We start from the raw sequence: 19,503 nt of genomic DNA, 5'->3' as shown, positions 1-19,503 counted from the left end.
CACCAGAAACGAGAACCACCCCATGAGCCCCACGCGCACCACCGGGCCTCGCATCAAGTCCCCCGACCGGCTCCTCGCGGAATCCGGCGCGGATCTGGAGGGCCACGGCCTCAGACGCACCATGGGCCTCTTCCAGCTGGTGTGTTTCGGCGTCGGCGCGATCGTCGGCACCGGCATCTTCGTCGGCCTCTCCGACTCCGTCGCCAAGGCCGGCCCCGCCGTCGCCGTCTCCTACGTCCTGGCGGCCGTGACCTGCGTCTTCACCGCCTTCTCCTTCGCCGAGCTGGGCGGCGCGATCCCGGTCTCGGGCAGTTCGTACTCCTTCGCGTACGCCTCGCTCGGCGAGCGGACCGCCTTCCTCGTCGGCTGGTGCCTGCTCCTGGAGTACGGCGTCTCGGTCTCCGCCGTCGCGGTCGGCTGGAGCCAGTACCTGAACGAGCTGCTGCACAGCCTCACCGGCCGGGAGCTGCCCGCCGCCCTGTCCGCCGGGCCCGGCGAGGGCGGGGTGGTGAACCTGCCCGCGGTGGTGGTGATCCTGCTCGCCGCCGTGCTCCTGGTGCGCGGCATCCGGGAGAGCGCCGGCGCCACCGCGGCCATGGCAGTCCTGAAGATCGCCGTCCTGCTCCTCTTCCTCGCCATCGCGTTCACCGCGTTCGAGGACGGCAACCTCACGCCCTTCGCCGGCGCGGGCGCCTCCGGCATCACCGCCGGCGCCTCCCTCGCCTTCTTCTCCTTCATCGGCTTCGACGCGGTCACCACTGCCGGCGAAGAGGTGCGCGACCCGCGGCGGAACATCCCGCTCGCGATCATGATCTGCATCGGCGTCGTCACCCTGCTCTACGTCGCCGTGGCCCTCGCCGCCATCGGCGCGCTCGGCCCCGACGCGGTCGCCGACCGGCCCGCCGCGCTCTCGCTCGTCGTCGACCGGGTCACCGACTCCACCGTCGGCGGCGGCGTCATCGCCTTCGGCGCGGTCGTCGCCATCGCCTCCGTGGTGCTCGCCGTGATGTACGGGCAGACCCGCATCCTGATGTCGATGTCCCGCGACGGCCTCATGCCGCGCGTCTTCGAACGCGTCTCGCCGCGGACGGCGACGCCGGTCGCCAACACCTGGATCGTCGCGACGGTGGTCGCCGTGCCCGCCGCCTTCTCCTCGCTCGACGTGGTCGTCAGCCTCACCACCATCGGCACCCTGGCGATCATGGTGGCGGTCAACGTCGCCGTGATCGCGCTGCGCCGCTCGGCCCCCGGCCTGCGCCGCACCTTCCGGGTGCCGCTCTACCCCCTGAGCCCGATCCTCGGCGTGGGCTTCTGCCTCTATCTGATCTGGGGCACGGGCTGGACGACGTGGCTGCAGTTCGCCGTCTTCCTCGCGGTCGGTGCCACGGTCTACGCGCTCTACGGCCGCGGCCACTCGCGGCTCGGCCGGGGCGAGGGCCCCGTCACGGCCGGTGCGGGGGCCTCGCGGGAAGCGTGAACCACACCGCCTTGCCGGACTCGGTGGGGCGGTGGCCGCAGGACGAGCTGAGGGTGCGGATCAGGAGCAGGCCGCGCCCGTGCTCCTGCCAGGGGTCCGGCTCGCAGGGGGCTTCCGGCCCGGTGAGGTCGCCGGGCGGCAGCGGATTGGAGTCGTGCACCTCGACCTGGCAGCCGGTCGGCAGCAGCTCGATCACCAGCTCTATGGGGTCCTGGCCGCCGGTGTGCTCGACGGCGTTGGCCACCAGCTCCGCGGTGAGCAGCTCGGCGGTGTCGGTGTCGGCGGACGACTCGATGTCGGTGAGCGCCGTACGGACCAGTGCGCGCGCGACGGGCACGGCTGCCGTGGTGTGCGGCAGCGCGATGCGCCAGGAGGCGGGGGAGGAAGGCTCGTGCAAGGCGGGTCCGTTCAGGGCAGCAGGCGGCGGTCCTGCTTTCAACCGTACGAATCTTAAGCGCTCTGTCGCCAGGGACGACGGTCGGGCATTTCAGGGACGTCCGTCCCTGCGGTGCCCGGGAGTGTCATATCGCGTACTCCTGACGACAGTCACAGATCGGTGATAACTTCATGACGTAGTCACGCGTCGAACCGAGCGACCGCCCGCGCACTCCAGCCCCCAGGCCGAGGAGGCCGCACCTCATGAGTCCCTTCACCGGCTCCGCGACCCGCACCCCCGACTGGCGGCACCTGCGCCTCACCGTCGACGCGGGGGTCGCCACGGTCACCCTCGCCCGCCCCGACAAGCTCAACGCGCTCACCTTCGGCGCCTACGCCGACCTGCGCGACCTGCTCGCCGAGCTCTCCCGCGACAAGTCCGTGCGCGCCCTCGTCCTCGGCGGCGAGGGGCGCGGCTTCTGCTCCGGCGGCGACGTCGACGAGATCATCGGCGCGACGCTCGCCATGGACACCGCCCAGCTGCTCGACTTCAACCGCATGACCGGACAGGTCGTCCGGGCCGTCCGCGAGTGCCCCTTCCCGGTGATCGCCGCCGTGCACGGGGTGGCGGCGGGCGCCGGCGCGGTGCTCGCCCTCGCCGCGGACTTCCGCGTCGCCGACCCCTCCGCGCGGTTCTCCTTCCTCTTCACCCGGGTCGGCCTCTCCGGCGGCGACATGGGGGCGGCCTACCTCCTGCCGCGCGTCGTCGGCCTCGGCCACGCCACCCGGCTGCTCATGCTGGGCGAACCGGTGCGCGCCCCCGAGGCCGAACGCATCGGCCTGCTCAGCGAGTTGACGGAAGAGGGTAAGGCGGCCGAGACCGCGCAGGCCCTGGCCCGCCGCCTCGCCGAAGGCCCGGCCCTCGCGTACGCCCAGACCAAGGCGCTGCTCACCGCCGAGCTCGACATGCCGCTGGCCGCCTCCGTCGAACTGGACGCCTCGACACAGGCGCTGCTCATGAACGGCGAGGACTACGCCGAGTTCCACGCGGCCTTCACCGAGAAGCGCCCGCCGAAGTGGCAGGGGCGGTGACCATGGCGACGACCCCGCCCACCCCGTCCGCGGCCCACCGCATCGCCGTCATCGGGGGCGGCCCCGGCGGCCTCTACGCCGCGGCCCTCCTCAAGCGGCTCGACCCGGCCCGCGAGGTCACCGTCTGGGAGCGCAACGCCCCCGACGACACCTTCGGCTTCGGCGTCGTCCTCTCCGACGAGACGCTCGGCGGCATCGAACACGCCGACCCCGCCGTCTACGCCGCCCTGCGGGCCGAGTTCGTGCGCTGGGACGACATCGACATCGTGCACCGCGACCGGCGCCACACCTCAGGCGGCCACGGCTTCGCGGCGCTCGGCCGGCGCAGGCTCCTGGAGATCCTCCACGAGCGCTGCCGCGACCTCGGCGTCGAGCTGCGCTTTTGCACCGAGGCGCCGCCCGCCGCCGAGCTCGCCACCGCGTACGACCTGGTCGTCGCCGCGGACGGTGTGCACAGCCTCACCCGCGAGGCCCACGCCGACGTCTTCGGGCCGAGCCTGACCACCCACCGCTGCCGCTACATCTGGCTCGCCGCGGACTTCGCCTTCGACGCGTTCCGCTTCGAGATCGCCGAGACCGAGCACGGCGTGATGCAGCTGCACGGCTATCCGTACTCCCGCGACCCCGACGCCTCCACCGTCATCGTCGAGATGCGCGAGGAGGTCTGGGAGGCCGCGGGCTTCGCCGAGCTGGACGAGCAGGAGTCCACCGAGCGCTGCGCCAAGATCTTCGCGGACGCGCTCGGCGGGCGCCCGCTGCACGGCAACAACTCGTCCTGGATCAACTTCCGCACGGTCGTCAACGCCCGCTGGTCGCACGGGAACACGGTCCTGCTCGGCGACGCGGCCCACACCGCGCACTTCTCCATCGGCTCCGGCACCAAGCTCGCCGTCGAGGACGCCCTCGCCCTCGCCGCCTGCCTGGCGGAACAGCCCGACATCCCGGCCGCGCTGCGGGCGTACGAGGCCGAGCGCCGCCCCGTCGTGGCCAGCACGCAGCGCGCGGCCCGCGCCAGCCTGGAGTGGTTCGAGCGGCTCCCCGACCATCTCGGGCAGCCGCCGCGCCAGTTCGCGTTCAACCTGCTCACCCGCAGCCGCCGCGTCACCCACGACAACCTCCGGCTCCGCGACGAGCGCTTCACCCGTTCCGTGGAGCGCGAGTTCGGCTGCCCGGACGGCACCCCGCCGATGTTCACGCCCTTTCGGCTGCGCGAACTGACCCTGCGCAACCGCGTCGTCGTCTCCCCGATGGACATGTACTCGGCCGTGGACGGCGTCCCCGGCGACTTCCACCTGGTGCACCTGGGCGCGCGGGCGCTCGGCGGCGCCGGCCTGGTCATGACCGAGATGGTGTGCGTCAGCGAGCGCGGCCGCATCACCCCGGGCTGCGCCGGGCTCTACACCGATGGACAGGCCGACGCCTGGCGCCGCGTCACCGACTTCGTGCACGCGCAGGCACCAGGCACCGCCATCGGCCTCCAGCTCGGCCACTCGGGCCGCAAGGGCTCGACGAAGCTGATGTGGGAGGGCATCGACGATCCGCTGCCCGACGGCAACTGGCCGCTCGAAGCCGCCTCACCGCTCCCGTACAAGCCGGGCGGCCAGGTCCCGCGCGAGCTCTCCCGCGCCGGACTGACCGCGATCCGCGAGCAGTTCGTGGCGGCGGCCCGGCGCGGCGGGCGGGCCGGCTTCGACCTCCTCGAACTGCACTGCGCCCACGGCTACCTGCTCTCCGGCTTCCTCTCCCCGCTCACCAACCACCGCACGGACGCGTACGGCGGCTCCCTCGCCAACCGGCTCCGCTTCCCCCTCGAGGTCTTCGACGCGGTACGGGAGGTGTGGCCGGACGAGAGGCCCATGACGGTCCGGATCTCCGCCACCGACTGGGCCGAGGGCGGCACCACCGCCGAGGACGCCGTCGGGATCGCCCGCGCCTTCGCCGCCCACGGCGCCGACGCCATCGACGTCTCGACGGGCCAGGTCGTCTCGGACGAGCGCCCCGACTACGGCCGCTCCTACCAGACGCCGTACGCCGACCGCATCCGCAACCAGACCGGCATCCCCGTGATCACGGTCGGCGCCGTCTCCTCCTGGGACGACGTCAACTCCCTGCTCCTCGCGGGCCGGGCGGACCTCTGCGCGCTGGCCCGCCCGCACCTCTACGACCCGCACTGGACCCTGCACGCCGCCGCCGAGCAGGGCTACGCGGGCCCGGGCGCCATCTGGCCCGTGCAGTACCGCGCGGGCAGCCGCCGCCCCCAGACGGGCCGCACGGACGCCCCCAAACAGAGGCTCAAACTGAGTGACTGAGTGACTGAGTGACTGAGGTCCTCACCGCGTCCCGGCGATCCTGATCCGGGCCACCGTGCCCGCGCCCCGTACCGTCACCGTGCCGTCACCGTCCCTGCGCACGCAGTCCAGCCGGCCCAGCGCGGTCTCCCGGCCGTCCGGTCCGCCGGCCGTGACGCCCTCGGTGACGGCCATGACGAGGAGGATCTCGCCCGCCGCGCACGCGGCCCGCGCCGGCTGCCCGGCGGTGACGGGGACGATCCGTACCTCTGCCGTCGCCCGGCCCCTGCGGGTCATCACGTTCAGGTTGCGGACCCGGCCTGCCGTCAGGCGGCACTCCGTCTCCGCGTCGCCGGGGAAGACGAAGGGGGCCAGCGCGGCGACCGGGTGCGGGGTCCCGTCCACCGTCAGCACCATCCCCTCGCCCTCGATCGGGGTGATCACCCGGTCGATCCCGGGAAAGGAGGAGAAGGGGCCGTCCCCGTCCACGTTCGCGACGCTGACCCGCCAGCCGGCGCCCTCCGCGACCTCCCTGGTCGTCCCGCCGCCGTTCTTCCACGGCACATCGCGGTACGCGCTCCAGCGCAGCACTTCTGCGTCCGCCTCCACCCGCCGACTCCTCCCGGGTACGTGATCACGAGTCCGTGGGCAGCCTATGCGGGCCGCGCGAACAGCGCCCCGGCCTCCCGCAGCCGCTCGTCCAGGGCCGCGAACACCGCGGCCGAGCGGACCCCCGGCCAGTCCGCGGGCAGCAGGGCGGCGGGCAGCCCCGGGTCCGCGTAGGGGAGGCGGCGCCAGGAGTCGAGGGCGAGGAGGTAGTCGCGGTAGGCCTCCTGCGGGGGCGGCGGGTCGTCCGCACGGGCCTCCCAGGAGCGCAGCACCGGTTCGTGCCGGTCGAGGAACGCCTCGTGCTGCTTGGCCAGCGCCGACAGGTCCCACCAGCGCGCGACGGCCTCCGCGGTCGCCGCGAAGCCCAGGTGCTCGCCGCGGAACAGGTCGACGTACGGGGCGAGTTGGAGCCGCTCCAGGGTGTGCCGGGTCTCCTCGTAGAGGTGGGCGGGGGCGATCCAGACGCCCGGCGCCGCCGTGCCGAAGCCGAGCCCCGCGAGGCGGGAGCGCAGCACGTGCCGCTTGTGGCGTTCCGCCTCGGGGACGGAGAAGACGGCGAGGACCCAGCCGCTCTCCTGCCGTGCGGCCTCGGTGCCGTAGATGCGGCGGTCGCCGTCCTCCAAAAGCTGGCGGGCGTCGGGCGAGAGCGCGTACCCGGCGGCGCCCGCCTCGGTGCGCGCGGGCACGAGCAGCCCGCGCCGCTTCAGGCGGGAGACCGACGACCGCACCGAGGGGGCGTCGACGCCGACCGGCGCGAGGAGGCGCACCAGCTCGGCCACCGGGACCGGGCCGGGTGCGGCCCGCCCGTAGGCGCCGTAGAAGGTGACGATCAGGGACCGTGGAGTGTGCTGCTCGGACACGTGATCACTCTACGGGCCCGGCGGCACCGCGGCCCCGGCCCGCAGCCGGAACCGCTGCAGCTTCCCCGTCGCCGTCCGCGGCAGCGCCTCCAGGAAGACGATCTCGCGGGGGCACTTGTAGGGCACCAGCTCCGCCTTGACGAAGGCGCGCAGCCGGTCCGCGTCGGGCACCGTCCCCTCCCGCGGCACGACGTAGGCCACGACGACCTGGCCGCGCCGTTCGTCGGGGCGGCCCACGACCGCCGTCTCCGCGACGTCGGGGTGGCGGAGGAGCGCCTCCTCCACCTCGGGGCCCGCGATGTTGTACCCGGCCGAGATGATCATGTCGTCCGCGCGGGCGACGTAGTGGAAGTAGCCGTCGGCGTCGCGGACGTAGGTGTCGCCGGTGATGTTCCAGCCGTGCCGCACGTACTGCAGCTGGCGGTCGTCGGCGAGGTAGCGGCAGCCCACCGGGCCGCGCACGGCGAGCAGTCCGGGCTCGCCGTCCGGCACCGGCGCGCCGGAGTCGTCGACCACACGCGCCTGCCACCCCGGCACGGCCCGCCCGGTGGTGCCGGGTCTGATCGCGTCGTCGGCCGCCGAGATGAAGATGTGCAGCAGCTCGGTCGCGCCGATGCCGTTGATGACGCGCTGCCCGGTGTGTTCGTACCAGGCGCGCCAGGTGGCCGCGGGGAGGTTCTCGCCTGCCGAGACGCAGCGCCGCAGCGAGGTGACGTCGTGTCCGTCGAGCTGGTCGAGCATCGTGCGGTACGCGGTCGGCGCCGTGAAAAGCACCGAGATCCGGTGGCGGCCGATGGCGGGCAGCAGCTGCTTGGGTCCGGCCTGTTCGAGCAGGACCGAGGAGGCGCCGAAGCGCAGCGGGAAGATGACGAGGCCGCCGAGGCCGAAGGTGAAGCCGAGCGGGGGACTGCCCGCGAAGACGTCGTCCGGCACCGGCTTGAGTATGTGCCGGGCGAAGGTGTCCGCGATGGCGAGCACGTCGCGGTGGAAGTGCATGCAGCCCTTGGGCCGGCCCGTGGTGCCGGAGGTGAAGGCGATCAGCGCGACGTCGTCGGCGGCCGTGTCCACCGCCTCGTACCGCTCGGGCTGCCGGGCGGCGCGCGCGAGGAGGTCGTCGGGGCCCTCGCCGCCGTACGGGGTGATGCTCAGCCCCGGCACCCCCGCCTTGATGAGGTCGTCGACCGAGCGGGCGTCGCACAGCGCGTGCCGCACCTCGGCGATCTCGCACATCGTGGCGAGCTCCTGGGCGCGCTGCTGGGCCAGGACGGTGACGGCGACCGCGCCCGCCTTCATCACGGCGAGCCAGCAGGCCGCGAGCCAGGGGGTGGTGGGGCCGCGCAGCAGGACGCGCCCGCCGGGCCGTACGCCGAGTTCGCCGGTGAGCACGTGCGCGATCCGGTCGACGTGCCGCCGCAGCAGGCCGTACGTCCACGTCTCGCCGGACGCGGCGTGGAAGGCGGGGCGCCCGGCGCCGAACCGGTCGAGGGTCCGGTCCAGGAGCTCCGCGCCGCAGTTGAGCCGGGCGGGGTAGTGCAGTTCGGGGCGGTCGTGCACCAGCGCGGGCCACCGGTCGCGCGGCGGGAGGTGGTCCCGGGCGAACGTGTCCGTGTGGCCGGATGGTGTCGGTCCTGGGTTGCCGGTGGATTCCATGGCGGCACTGCCCCCTTGCCTGCCGGTCGGGCGCTGTGGTGGGCTCGCTCCATGAGCGTATCGTGATGGTGACGACAGTCAACGGTGCGCGATAAAGGAGGGGTCCGCGGTGACGGCATTCTCGCTCAATCCCGAACAAACCGCCCGCTGCGCGGAGCTGCGCACACTCGCCGCCGAACGGCTGCGCCCGCTGGCGGAGAAGGGCGAACCGGGGCACGTGAACCGGCCACTGGTGGCGGCGCTCGGCGAACTGGGGCTGCTGGAAACGTTGTTCGAGAGCGGAGACGAGGGCTCAGGTGGCGCTCCGTCAGGGGCGCGGGGAATTGCGCGACCAGCCACACACGACCCGCAGGCGCCCCGACCGGTCGGAGCATCCGGCGCCGGGAAGACCGGCGGCGCCCTGGCCATGGACCTCTGCCTGACCCGCGAGTCCCTCGCGTACGCCTGCACGGAGGCGGAAACCGCCTTCGCCCTGCAGGGCCTCGGCGCCCACCCCGTACACGCCCACGGCACGACCGCGCAGCGGAACCGCTGGCTCCCACCCGTCATCGCCGGCCGGGCCGTCGCGGCCTTCGCCCTCTCCGAACCGGGCGCGGGCTCGGACGCGGCGGCCCTGGAGCTCGCGGCGGCCCCGGACGGCCCCGGCGGCTGGCGCCTCACCGGCGAGAAATGCTGGATCTCCAACGCCCCCGAAGCCGACTTCTACACCGTCTTCGCCCGCACGACACCGGACGCAGGCGCCCGCGGCGTCACCGCCTTCCTCGTCCCCGCCGACCGCCCGGGACTCACCGGCACACCCCTCGACATGCTCTCGCCGCACCCGATCGGCGCCCTCGCCTTCGACGGCGTCCGGGTCGGCAGCGACGACGTGATCGGCGAAGTGGACCGCGGCTTCCGCGTCGCGATGACCACCCTCAACCGGTTCCGGCCGAGCGTCGGCGCCTTCGCCGTCGGGATGGCGCAGTCCGCGCTCGACGCCACCCTGGCCCACACCGCCGAACGGGCAGCGTTCGGCGGCACGTTGAAGGACCTCCAGTCCGTCGCCCACCAGGTCGCCGAGATGGCCACGCGCACCGAGGCGGCCCGCCTGATGGTGTACGCGGCGGCCGAGGCGTACGACCGCGAGGGCCCCCGGGGCCCCGGCATCGCCCGCCGCGCCGCCATGGCCAAACTCATCGCCACCGAAACCGCCCAGTATGTCGTCGACGCCGCCGTCCAACTGCACGGCGCCCGCGCGCTGCGCCACGGCCACCTCCTCGAACACCTCTACCGAGAGGTGCGCGCACCCCGCATCTACGAGGGCGCGAGCGAGGTCCAGCGCACCGTCATCGCCAAGGAGCTGTACAAGGAGCTCCAGGCGGGCCCGCCGCACGCCGCCGCCCCGACCACCGCCGAGGAGCCGTCCGCATGAGCAGCCTGAACCGCGTCAACCCCGCCGAACTCTCACCCCCCACCGGCTTCTCGCACGCCGTCACCGCGACCGGCTCCCGCCTCGTCTTCCTCGCCGGCCAGACCGCCCTGGACAGCGAGGGCAAGGTCACGGGGGAGACCCTGCCCGAGCAGTTCGAGCGGGCGCTGACCAACCTCCTCACCGCCCTGCGCCACGCCGGCGGCACCCCGGCCGACCTCGCCCGCGTCACCGTGTACGCCACCGACGTCGGCGACTACCGCGCCCACGCCGCCGAACTGGGCCGCATCTGGCGGAGGTTGGCGGGCCGCGACTACCCCGCGATGGCCGTGGTGGGGGCGGTCCGCCTGTGGGACGACGCGGCGCTGGTGGAGCTCGACGGGACGGCCGTACTGGACTGAACGGTTTCACCGATCCACTCCCTGACAGGCGGAATGCCACATACCGGGTGAGGGTGCGTCATCACCGGGTACCTGGTGACGCACCGCGGCCACCGGGGCCGTGGATGACCGGGACGTTTCGGCGTTCCGCGGGAGGATGACCACGTGCGGACGAGCAAGCTTTCGGGTGTCATCGGGATCACGGTGCTTTCGGCTGCCCTGCTGACGAGTTGCGGAGACAGCGACGACGGCGGGGGCGGCTCGGACAAACCGTTCGCCAAGGACAGCGCCGACCAGATCGCGGCCAAGGCGGTGGCGGCCACCAAGGCCGCCGACTCGATGCGCCTCAAGGGCGACATGAAGCAGCCCGACGGGAAGTCCGTGAGCCTGGACCTCGCCGTCGACCAGGCGAAGAACTGCGAGGGAACCGTCGACACCGCCGGCTCCAAGGCCGAACTGCGGCACACGAACGGGACGTTGTACGTGCGCGGCAACGACCAGTACTGGAAGGGCGCCCTGAAGAACAGGCCCGGTTCGGAGAAGGTGCTCTCCAAGGTCAGCGGCAAGTGGGTCAAGATGCCCGCCGACGACGCGCAGACGGCCGGGATGTGCGACAAGCAGGGCCTGGTCGCCTCGATGGACGAGGACAAGTCCAGCCGCAAGGGCATGAAGAAGGGCGACACCACGACCGTCGACGGCAAGGAGGCCATCGCGCTGACGAAGAAGGCCTCCGGCGGCGAGACGCACACCATGTACGTGGCCACGGAGGGCAAGCCGTACATCCTGCGCAGCACGGTCAAGGGCGGCGACAAGCCCAACGAGGCGACGTTCACCGACTACAACAAGCCCGTGAAGCCCGAGACTCCGGGCAAGGGCGACACCGTCGACCTGAAGGAACTGGCTTCGGGGCAGTAACCACCGGCTGCCGCGGGGCAGGAGCCGTAGTACCGGAGGGGAGTGGGCGTGGCGGTCCGCCGCCACGCCCACCTTTACGGGATCAGACGCTTCCGAGGATCAGATGTCCCGGAACGTCTCGATCTGCGCGCCCACCGAGTTCAGGCGCTCGGCCAGGTCCTCGTAGCCGCGGTTGATCACGTACACGTTCCGCAGGACGGACGTGCCCTCGGCCGCCATCATCGCCAGCAGGACGACCACCGCGGGCCGCAGCGCCGGCGGGCACATCATCTCGGCGGCACGCCAGCGGGTGGGGCCCTCCACCAGGACCCGGTGCGGGTCGAGGAGCTGCAGACGGCCGCCGAGGCGGTTGAGGTCCGTGAGGTAGATCGCCCGGTTGTCGTAGACCCAGTCGTGGATCAGTGTCTTGCCCTGCGCCGCCGCCGCGATGGCCGCGAAGAAGGGGACGTTGTCGATGTTCAGGCCGGGGAACGGCATCGGGTGGATCTTGTCGATCGGCGCCTCCAGCTTGGAGGGCCGCACGGTGAGGTCGATCAGCCGCGTACGGCCGTTGTCGGCCGGGTACTCCGCGCTGCGGTCATGGTCGAGGCCCATCTCCTCCAGGACCGCGAGCTCGATCTCCAGGAACTCGATCGGCACCCGGCGGACCGTCAGCTGCGACTCGGTGACGACGGCGGCGGCCAGCAGGCTCATCGCCTCGACCGGGTCCTCGGAGGGGCAGTAGTCGACGTCGACGTCGATGGTGGGCACGCCGTGCACCGTCAGGGTGGTCGTGCCGATGCCGTCGACCCGCACGCCCAGCGCCTCCAGGAAGAAGCACAGGTCCTGGACCATGTAGTTCGACGAGGCGTTGCGGATGACCGTGGTGCCCGCGCTGCGCGCCGCGGCGAGCAGCGCGTTCTCGGTGACGGTGTCCCCGCGCTCGGTGAGGACGATGGGGCGGTCCGGGGTGACGTCGCGCGCCACCTCCGCGTGGTACAGCCCCTCGGTCGCCGCGATGTCCAGACCGAACCGGCGCAGCGCGATCATGTGTGGCTCGATCGTGCGGGTGCCCAGGTCGCAGCCGCCCGCGTACGGCAGCTTGAAGTGGTCCATGCGGTGCAGCAGCGGGCCGAGGAACATGATGATCGAGCGGGTGCGGCGGGCGGCCTCCGCGTCGATGGCGCCCATGTCCAGCTCGGCGGGCGGCACGATCTCCAGGTCGACGCCTTCGTTGATCCAACGGGTGCGCACGCCGATGGAGTTGAGGACCTCCAGGAGGCGGTAGACCTCTTCGATGCGGGCGACGCGGCGGAGCACCGTGCGGCCCTTGTTCAGCAGGGAGGCGCAGAGCAGCGCCACGCACGCGTTCTTGCTCGTCTTGACGTCGATGGAGCCGGAGAGCCGGCGGCCGCCGACCACCCGCAGGTGCATCGGCCCGGCATAGCCGAGCGACACGATCTCGCTGTCGAGCGCCTCGCCGATCCGGGCGATCATCTCAAGGCTGATGTTCTGGTTGCCGCGCTCGATGCGGTTCACGGCGCTCTGGCTGGTGGAGAGCGCCTCGGCGAGCTGCGTCTGTGTCCAGCCCCGGTGCTGCCGGGCGTCACGGATGAGCTTGCCGATGCGTACGAGGTAGTCGTCTGCCATGTGTCGCAGGTTATCTCAGATATGAGATGAAGCGCGCGCCGGGGTGGGCCATATGGGGTTCGGCCGTTCGGTCGCCTTTCTCCGCGGGGGAGTTCGGCCGTGGCCCCGCCGCCGCCCGCGTCACTCGGGCGGCGGCCGCGCGACCTGCCGACGACTCGGCGCCGTCGTGCTCCACTGTGCATCCGACCGGCGCCGAGCGCACCTCGACGGAACGTATCCGGCCACCGGACGCGGCGTCACATCGCGGTCGGGCGCCATGAGATCGGCTGCTTTCGCTCTCTCGCGGGGCCCGGTGACGTGCTCGTCGCGCGGTTGACGCGCGGTGCCGAAGGTGCGCGTGAGCAGGGAGGACGTACGACTGAAGCCGTCCCCGCGCCGGTGGGACCACCGGTGTCCGCCGCGCCGCTGCGGCCGTCCGGGAGGCCCGGCGAGTTCAGGACGGGCTGGGGTCCGGCAGTCGAGTCCGAGCCACCCATGTGCGCCGCGCGCCGCCCGGGGATTCCGTGCGCCGCCACAGATGCGGGCAGTGGTCGTTCACGGGGAGGTGCTCGGCGCGGGCAGGCACTCGTCGAGCAGGGAGACGATGTCGCGCCAGGCGCGCTGAGCGTGCCGGGGGTGGTGGCCGACGCCGGGGCGCACGGTGTGGTCGACGGGCGGATGGTGGAAGGCGTGCAGGGCGCCGCCGTAGACCACCAGGCGCCAGTCGACGCCGGCGTCCTGCATCTCGGCGGTGAACGCCTCCCGTTGGGCGGCCGACATGATCGGGTCCTCCGATCCGACGCCCGCCCACACCGGGCAGCGGATGTGCGCCGCCTCGCCCGGCCGGCCCGTGATCAGGCCGTTCACCGTTGCGATCGCGCGCAGGTCGACACCGTCGCGCCCGAGTTCCAGCGCGATCGCGCCCCCGGTGCCGTAGCCGATGGCGGCTATCTGGTCGGGGTCGGTCCGCGGTTCGGCGCGCAGCACGTCGAGCGCCGCGTGGCCGATGTCCCGCATCCGTGCGGGGTCGGCGAGCAGCGGCGTCGTGTGCGCCAGCATCTGCTCGGGGTCGCTGAACCAGTGCCCGCCGTTGATGTCGAAGGCCAGCGCGACGTACCCGAGCTCGGCGAGCGCGTCGGCCCGGCGGCGCAGGACGTCGTTGAGGCCGGGCCCCTCGGGACCGAGCAGGACCGCGGGCCTGCGGCCGGTGCCGGCGGGGAGCGCGAGGTGGCCGATCATCGTGCGGCCGTCGGCCGGGTACTCGACCGTACGTGTGGTGATCGTCGTCATGGGAGGGGACTGTAATCAGGGCCGGACCCGATCGGGCCCGACCTTAGCCGTCAGCAGAACAGAGGTACGGCGGGGGAGAGAAGGGAAGGGCATGGGGGAAGGGAATGGGGACGGCGGGCGTGCCCACCGGGTCATGTATCCCGACTGTCCAGGGCGTTGACGGCGGCCTGAAGGCGCAGCCAGGTCGGGTCCGTCGCGGAGGCCGTGGTGACGGTCGCCAGGTCGTCCGACTCCCAGGTGCGCGCCCCGTCGGTCGTGACCAGATGGGTCCACAGGCCGGCGCCGTCGGGAACCTCGACGGCCGTGTCCAGGAACGCCGCGACGGCGGCCCGGGCCGCGTCACCGGCGCGCAGGGCTTCGGTACATCCGCTGTCCACGCCCACGGCCCCCACCGAGAGGAGCCGGAGCTCGCCCCCACGGCAGGCGACGACGAGTTCGCCCGTGGCGGTGGTGCCGAGCGCGGACACCGGGGACCCGCCGAGCACGTCGTGTTCGACCGCGTACGGGGTTTCGGCGCCGCCCTCCGTACGGGCACCCGCATCGGCGTCGGCGTCCATGAGGGTGTCGACCTCGATCAGGGTGCCGGCGGGTGTCCCGACCCAGAGCACGCCGGGGCGTGCCCCGAACGCGATGTTCTGACGTGACCAGGCGCGCATCTGGTCGAGCCACTCCTGCGGATAGGGGTAGCCGGGGCTGGGCTCGCCGAGAGTCGTCGCGAGGACGCGGCGGAGCGAGGGGAAGGCGAACACCTCCAGCGAGTTGCCGTACGCGTTCCCGCGGATGGCGACACGGCGGCCGTCCGCGCTGAAGACCGGTGCCTCGTAACCGTCGGCGTCCAGGACCAGTGCGCGGCGCAGCACGCGCATCGCCGCCGGCGCGGCATCGGGATCGACCCGGGCGAAGATCCCGAGCGTCGCGCCCTGTTCGCTGACCAGCGTCGCCACCAGCCCGCCGCCGGGGTGCTCCGTGACACCGGTGTCCCAGGGCGGGCCGACGCCGACGCCGACGGTGCCGGAGTCGAGGTCGTCGAGGTCGTCGATGTCCAGGACGTCGGAACGTTCCCAGGCGTCGTCGTCATCACCCGCCGACGGTGACGCCCACAACGTCCGGCCGTCCGGGCTGAAGGCCAGGCTCCGGTAGCGGGCGGCGGCGAGCGGCCCGTCCGGTTCCGCGAGCGGCCCGTCCGCTTCCGGGTCCCCGGCGGGAGCCCACCGCACCACTCCGCTGCCGGCCGCCACGGCGAGCAGCGGCCGGTGGGGATGCCAGGCCGCGGCGCCCGTACCCGCCCCGAAGCCGACCGAACCGAGGCCGCGCAGCCGCCCCGCGTCGCAGGCCCAGACGTGGACGGCGGAACCTTCCGGGTCCACGCCGGCCACCAGCGGAAGCCGTGGATGGCAGACCAACCGCTCGACGGAGTGCCCGGTGCCGGTCCGGACGCGCGCGACGACCTCGATCTCAGTCATCCGGACAAGGTAGTTCGCGGGTACGGCCACCCGCCGCCCCGCGTCACCGCGCGGAGGAAGAGCCCCGGTGGGTCTCCACGGCCTTCGCCGCCCCCGTGGTCTTCCCGCCCGCCTTCATGGTCTTGTGGATCCAGCCCGCGTAGGCGGGTGCGCTGGTGTAGAGGCCGGGGCCCTCCGAGCACGGCACGTTCGGGGCGCCGGGCCCGGAGGTGACACCGATCAGCTCCCAGCGGCCGCCCCGGCCCTTCTGGATCTGCGGCCCGCCGGAGTCCCCGAAGCACGCCATGGCCTTGGGCACGGTGGTGATCGTGCACAGCCGGGTCCGGTCCGCGTAGCCGGGCGCGCACTCTGACGCGGCGCCCCTGCGGGTGTTCAGTTCCTGCAGCCGGTCCGGGAACCGGAACTCGGTGTCGACGGTGGTGCCGAAGCCCAGGAGCCGGGTGGGCGTGCCGGGCCGGCCGGGCCGCTCGGCGATCTTGATGGGCTTCTGGGAGACCGGGCGGTCCAGCCGTATCAGCGCCATGTCGTCCTTGTTGGCGGCCTTGTTCTCGCCGTTCACGTAACCGGGGTGGACGAAGATGCGGTCGATCTTCCGGACGGTGCCGCCGGACTTGCGGTGGTCGCTGCCGACGCGCACGGTGCCGTCCAGCTTGATCCCGTCGACCTTCACGCAGTGGGCCGCCGTCAGCACCCACTGCGGGTCGATCAGGGAGGCCCCGCAGTTCCCGTCGTACAGCCCGGCCTCGGGGGCCGACTCCGGGATGGTCGCCATGAACGGGTAGCGCTCGCTGGAGTCCGACCCGTTGACGATGGCTCCGGCGCTGCCGGCCATGAGGGTGGCGCAGGCCGCGGTGGCGAGGGCGCCGACGGCGGCGATACGGGCGGTACGGCGGCGCGGCCGCGTGAAGCTGAACACAGGGCGTTCCTTTTGTTCGGTGGAGGTCCGGCGGACCCGTCTGCACCCAGCCTCTCCACCCGTTCCCCACCGGACCATCCGGTCACCCGCCCGTTCGACACGGGGGCTGCCCCCCCTCCGGTGGGTGTTCGCTTCCGTGGTCCCCGGGCAAGGCGTCCGGTTGAGCGCGGCCACGCGTACCCCATCGTCCCCGGCCGGCCGGGCCCGTCCAGACGTCACCGGGACAGGACAGCAGGGCGCGCCTCGTCGTACGCAGGGGTCATGTACTAGAGTTATCTCGACATCGAGATATCTGCCGAGGCGCACCGCAAGCCGCCACTCGGTAAGGGTTACCTAACTAAGCCTTACCTTAGCGGATCGACGAGGAGTCGTGGCGGCAGGATGTGATGGAACGCGCACAAATATGAAGGAGACTGTCGTGTCGGCGAACAGCTTCGACGCCCGCAGCACGCTGCGCGTGGGCGACGAGTCGTACGAGATCTTCAAGCTGGACAAGGTCGAGGGCTCCGCACGGCTGCCCTACAGCCTGAAGGTCCTCCTTGAGAACCTGCTCCGTACCGAGGACGGCGCGAACATCACCGCCGACCACATCCGCGCGCTCGGCACCTGGGACTCCCAGGCCCAGCCGTCGCAGGAGATCCAGTTCACGCCGGCCCGCGTGATCATGCAGGACTTCACCGGCGTGCCCTGCGTCGTGGACCTCGCCACCATGCGCGAGGCCGTGAAGGAACTCGGCGGCGACCCGGCGAAGATCAACCCGCTGGCCCCGGCCGAGCTGGTCATCGACCACTCCGTGATCGCCGACAAGTTCGGCACCGCCGAGGCCTTCGGTCAGAACGTCGAGCTGGAGTACGGCCGCAACAAGGAGCGCTACCAGTTCCTGCGCTGGGGCCAGACCGCCTTCGACGAGTTCAAGGTCGTCCCCCCGGGCACCGGCATCGTCCACCAGGTCAACATCGAGCACCTCGCCCGTACGGTCATGGTCCGCAACGGCCAGGCCTACCCCGACACCCTCGTCGGCACCGACTCGCACACCACGATGGTCAACGGCCTCGGTGTGCTCGGCTGGGGCGTCGGCGGCATCGAGGCCGAGGCCGCGATGCTCGGCCAGCCGGTCTCCATGCTCATCCCGCGCGTGGTCGGCTTCAAGCTGACCGGTGAGCTGAAGCCGGGCACCACCGCCACGGACCTCGTCCTCACGATCACCGAGATGCTGCGCAAGCACGGCGTCGTCGGCAAGTTCGTCGAGTTCTACGGTGAGGGCGTCGCCGCCACCTCCCTCGCCAACCGCGCCACCATCGGCAACATGTCGCCGGAGTTCGGCTCCACCGCCGCGATCTTCCCGATCGACGACGAGACGCTGAAGTACCTGCGCCTGACCGGCCGTGACGAGCAGCAGGTCGCGCTCGTCGAGGCGTACGCCAAGGAGCAGGGCCTCTGGCTGGACCCGGCCGCCGAGCCGGACTTCTCCGAGAAGCTGGAGCTCGACCTCTCCACGGTCGTGCCCTCCATCGCCGGCCCGAAGCGCCCGCAGGACCGCATCGTCCTCGCCAACGCCGCCGAGCAGTTCAAGACCGACGTGCGCAACTACGTCGACACCGTCGACGAGGCGGGCAAGGAGTCCTTCCCGGCCTCCGACGCCCCGGCCACCACGAACGGCGTCCCGTCGAACCCGGTCCTGGTGACCGCCCCCGACGGCTCGACGTACGAGCTGGACCACGGCGCCGTCACCGTCGCCGCGATCACCTCCTGCACCAACACCTCGAACCCGTACGTGATGGTCGCCGCCGCGCTCGTCGCGAAGAAGGCCGTCGAGAAGGGCCTGACGCGGAAGCCCTGGGTCAAGACGACCCTCGCGCCCGGCTCCAAGGTCGTCACCGACTACTTCGACAAGGCGGGGCTCACCCCCTACCTCGACAAGGTCGGCTTCAACCTCGTCGGTTACGGCTGCACCACCTGCATCGGCAACTCGGGCCCGCTGCCCGACGAGGTCTCCAAGGCCGTCAACGACCACGACCTCGCGGTCACCTCGGTCCTCTCCGGCAACCGGAACTTCGAGGGCCGCATCAACCCCGACGTCAAGATGAACTACCTGGCGTCCCCGCCGCTGGTCGTCGCGTACGCCCTCGCCGGCTCGATGAAGATCGACATCACCACCGAGGCCCTCGGCGTCGACCAGGACGGCAACCCGGTCTACCTCAAGGACGTCTGGCCCTCCGAGGCCGAGGTCAACGACGTCGTGGCGAACGCCATCGGCGAGGACATGTTCAACAAGTCCTACCAGGACGTCTTCGCGGGCGACGCCCAGTGGCAGGCGCTCTCGATCCCGACCGGCGACACCTTCGAGTGGGACACCGAGTCGACGTACGTCCGCAAGCCCCCGTACTTCGAGGGCATGGCGAAGGACCCGTCCCCCGTCGAGGACATCCAGGGCGCCCGCGTCCTGGCCAAGCTGGGCGACTCGGTCACCACCGACCACATCTCCCCGGCCGGCGCCATCAAGGCCGACACCCCGGCCGGCAAGTACCTCACGGAGCACGGCGTGCAGCGCCGCGACTTCAACAGCTACGGCTCGCGCCGCGGCAACCACGAGGTCATGATCCGCGGCACGTTCGCCAACATCCGCCTGCGCAACCAGATCGCGCCGGGCACCGAGGGCGGCTACACGCGTGACTTCACGCAGGAGGACGCGCCGGTCTCGTTCATCTACGACGCCTCGCGCAACTACATCGAGCAGGGCATCCCGCTCGTCGTCCTCGCGGGCAAGGAGTACGGCTCCGGCTCGTCCCGCGACTGGGCGGCCAAGGGCACCGCGCTCCTCGGCGTCAAGGCCGTCATCGCCGAGTCGTACGAGCGCATCCACCGCTCGAACCTCATCGGCATGGGCGTCCTGCCGCTGCAGTACCCGGAGGGCCAGACCGCGTCCTCCCTCGGCCTGACCGGCGAGGAGACCTTCTCCTTCTCCGGCGTGACCGAGCTGAACAACGGCTCGACCCCCCGCACGGTGAAGGTCACCACCGACACCGGCGTGGAGTTCGACGCGGTCGTCCGCATCGACACCCCCGGCGAGGCGGACTACTACCGCAACGGCGGCATCATGCAGTACGTGCTGCGCAGCCTGATCCGTAAGTAAGCTCACGGCACACAGCAGCAGTTGAGGGCCGCACCCCGT

Annotated in this window: 15 protein-coding genes; 7 read left to right on the top strand and 8 right to left on the bottom strand. The window is 72.2% G+C overall.

Annotation, left to right across the window (positions count from 1 at the left end; all coding sequences use genetic code 11):
• The first annotated feature begins 22 nt into the window (after positions 1-22).
• On the top strand, positions 23-1,477 hold the full coding sequence (locus ACZ7DY_RS20935) for an amino acid permease (RefSeq protein ID WP_471137401.1): 1,455 nt from the start codon (positions 23-25) through the stop codon (positions 1,475-1,477).
• Here the strand turns inward: ACZ7DY_RS20935 and ACZ7DY_RS20930 are convergent.
• On the bottom strand, positions 1,443-1,889 hold the full coding sequence (locus ACZ7DY_RS20930) for an ATP-binding protein (protein ID WP_471137720.1): 447 nt from the start codon (positions 1,887-1,889) through the stop codon (positions 1,443-1,445). The genes ACZ7DY_RS20935 and ACZ7DY_RS20930 overlap by 35 nt on opposite strands.
• A 227-nt stretch (positions 1,890-2,116) precedes the next feature.
• Here ACZ7DY_RS20930 and ACZ7DY_RS20925 point away from each other — a divergent pair, with 227 nt between their 5' ends.
• Both ACZ7DY_RS20925 and ACZ7DY_RS20920 read left to right on the top strand, forming a co-directional pair.
• On the top strand, positions 2,117-2,944 hold the full coding sequence (locus tag ACZ7DY_RS20925; protein WP_471137399.1) for an enoyl-CoA hydratase family protein: 828 nt from the start codon (positions 2,117-2,119) through the stop codon (positions 2,942-2,944).
• 2 nt (positions 2,945-2,946) lie between these two features.
• Entirely contained in the window at positions 2,947-5,253 is a 2,307-nt protein-coding gene (locus tag ACZ7DY_RS20920; RefSeq protein ID WP_471137397.1) for a bifunctional salicylyl-CoA 5-hydroxylase/oxidoreductase, read from the top strand.
• A gap of 21 nt (positions 5,254-5,274) precedes the next feature.
• Here the strand turns inward: ACZ7DY_RS20920 and ACZ7DY_RS20915 are convergent, their stop codons facing one another.
• The 3 genes from ACZ7DY_RS20915 to ACZ7DY_RS20905 are packed head-to-tail and all read right to left on the bottom strand — an operon-like array spanning position 5,275 to position 8,351.
• Complete coding sequence (locus ACZ7DY_RS20915) at positions 5,275-5,841, bottom strand: HutD/Ves family protein (protein ID WP_471137395.1); 567 nt, start codon at positions 5,839-5,841, stop codon at positions 5,275-5,277.
• Between the two features lie 44 nt (positions 5,842-5,885).
• On the bottom strand, positions 5,886-6,701 hold the full coding sequence (locus ACZ7DY_RS20910; RefSeq protein ID WP_471137393.1) for a PaaX family transcriptional regulator: 816 nt from the start codon (positions 6,699-6,701) through the stop codon (positions 5,886-5,888).
• A 9-nt stretch (positions 6,702-6,710) separates the two neighbouring features.
• The gene (locus tag ACZ7DY_RS20905; RefSeq protein WP_471137391.1) at positions 6,711-8,351 is read right to left on the bottom strand and encodes an AMP-binding protein; all 1,641 of its coding nucleotides are present in this window, start codon (positions 8,349-8,351) and stop codon (positions 6,711-6,713) included.
• A gap of 109 nt (positions 8,352-8,460) precedes the next feature.
• Here ACZ7DY_RS20905 and ACZ7DY_RS20900 point away from each other — a divergent pair, with 109 nt between their 5' ends.
• The 3 genes from ACZ7DY_RS20900 to ACZ7DY_RS20890 all read left to right on the top strand — a co-directional run bounded on the left by ACZ7DY_RS20900 (position 8,461) and on the right by ACZ7DY_RS20890 (position 11,054).
• Positions 8,461-9,762: an acyl-CoA dehydrogenase family protein gene (locus ACZ7DY_RS20900; protein ID WP_471137389.1), complete on the top strand. Its 1,302-nt coding sequence runs from the start codon at positions 8,461-8,463 to the stop codon at positions 9,760-9,762.
• Positions 9,759-10,160, top strand: coding sequence for a RidA family protein (locus ACZ7DY_RS20895; protein ID WP_471137387.1), 402 nt, complete (start codon positions 9,759-9,761; stop codon positions 10,158-10,160). Before ACZ7DY_RS20900 ends, ACZ7DY_RS20895 begins: the two co-directional genes overlap by 4 nt.
• 144 nt (positions 10,161-10,304) lie before the next feature.
• The gene (locus ACZ7DY_RS20890; RefSeq protein ID WP_471137385.1) at positions 10,305-11,054 is read left to right on the top strand and encodes a hypothetical protein; all 750 of its coding nucleotides are present in this window, start codon (positions 10,305-10,307) and stop codon (positions 11,052-11,054) included.
• Positions 11,055-11,153: 99 nt separating this feature from the next.
• Here the strand turns inward: ACZ7DY_RS20890 and ACZ7DY_RS20885 are convergent, their stop codons facing one another.
• The 4 genes from ACZ7DY_RS20885 to ACZ7DY_RS20870 form a co-directional block, all read right to left on the bottom strand.
• The gene (locus tag ACZ7DY_RS20885) at positions 11,154-12,683 is read right to left on the bottom strand and encodes a helix-turn-helix domain-containing protein (RefSeq protein WP_471137383.1); all 1,530 of its coding nucleotides are present in this window, start codon (positions 12,681-12,683) and stop codon (positions 11,154-11,156) included.
• Positions 12,684-13,217: 534 nt separating this feature from the next.
• Entirely contained in the window at positions 13,218-13,952 is a 735-nt protein-coding gene (locus ACZ7DY_RS20880) for a dienelactone hydrolase family protein (protein WP_471137382.1), read from the bottom strand.
• 131 nt (positions 13,953-14,083) lie between these two features.
• The gene (locus ACZ7DY_RS20875) at positions 14,084-15,415 is read right to left on the bottom strand and encodes a hypothetical protein (protein WP_471137380.1); all 1,332 of its coding nucleotides are present in this window, start codon (positions 15,413-15,415) and stop codon (positions 14,084-14,086) included.
• A 43-nt stretch (positions 15,416-15,458) separates the two neighbouring features.
• Positions 15,459-16,331 carry a S1 family peptidase gene (locus tag ACZ7DY_RS20870; RefSeq protein WP_471137378.1) on the bottom strand — a complete coding sequence of 291 codons (873 nt, stop codon included), beginning with the start codon at positions 16,329-16,331 and terminating at the stop codon, positions 15,459-15,461.
• A gap of 418 nt (positions 16,332-16,749) precedes the next feature.
• Here ACZ7DY_RS20870 and acnA point away from each other — a divergent pair, with 418 nt between their 5' ends.
• Positions 16,750-19,464 (top strand): aconitate hydratase AcnA, encoded by a 2,715-nt coding sequence (acnA, locus tag ACZ7DY_RS20865; protein ID WP_471137376.1) that lies wholly within the window; start codon positions 16,750-16,752, stop codon positions 19,462-19,464.
• Positions 19,465-19,503 lie beyond the last annotated feature (39 nt).

The sequence above is a fragment of the Streptomyces sp. NPDC037013 genome (assembly GCF_055607265.1).
Note: the sequence above shows the minus strand (reverse complement) of the source record. Positions and strands in the feature narration are given on the sequence as shown.

Coding starts and splice junctions, on each gene's coding strand:
- ACZ7DY_RS20935 (WP_471137401.1), top strand. CDS start 23: ATGAGCCCCACGCGCACCACCGGGCCTCGCATCAAGTCCCCCGACCGG.
- ACZ7DY_RS20925 (WP_471137399.1), top strand. CDS start 2,117: ATGAGTCCCTTCACCGGCTCCGCGACCCGCACCCCCGACTGGCGGCAC.
- ACZ7DY_RS20920 (WP_471137397.1), top strand. CDS start 2,947: ATGGCGACGACCCCGCCCACCCCGTCCGCGGCCCACCGCATCGCCGTC.
- ACZ7DY_RS20905 (WP_471137391.1), bottom strand. CDS start 8,351: ATGGAATCCACCGGCAACCCAGGACCGACACCATCCGGCCACACGGAC.
- ACZ7DY_RS20895 (WP_471137387.1), top strand. CDS start 9,759: ATGAGCAGCCTGAACCGCGTCAACCCCGCCGAACTCTCACCCCCCACC.
- ACZ7DY_RS20885 (WP_471137383.1), bottom strand. CDS start 12,683: ATGGCAGACGACTACCTCGTACGCATCGGCAAGCTCATCCGTGACGCC.
- ACZ7DY_RS20880 (WP_471137382.1), bottom strand. CDS start 13,952: ATGACGACGATCACCACACGTACGGTCGAGTACCCGGCCGACGGCCGC.
- ACZ7DY_RS20875 (WP_471137380.1), bottom strand. CDS start 15,415: ATGACTGAGATCGAGGTCGTCGCGCGCGTCCGGACCGGCACCGGGCAC.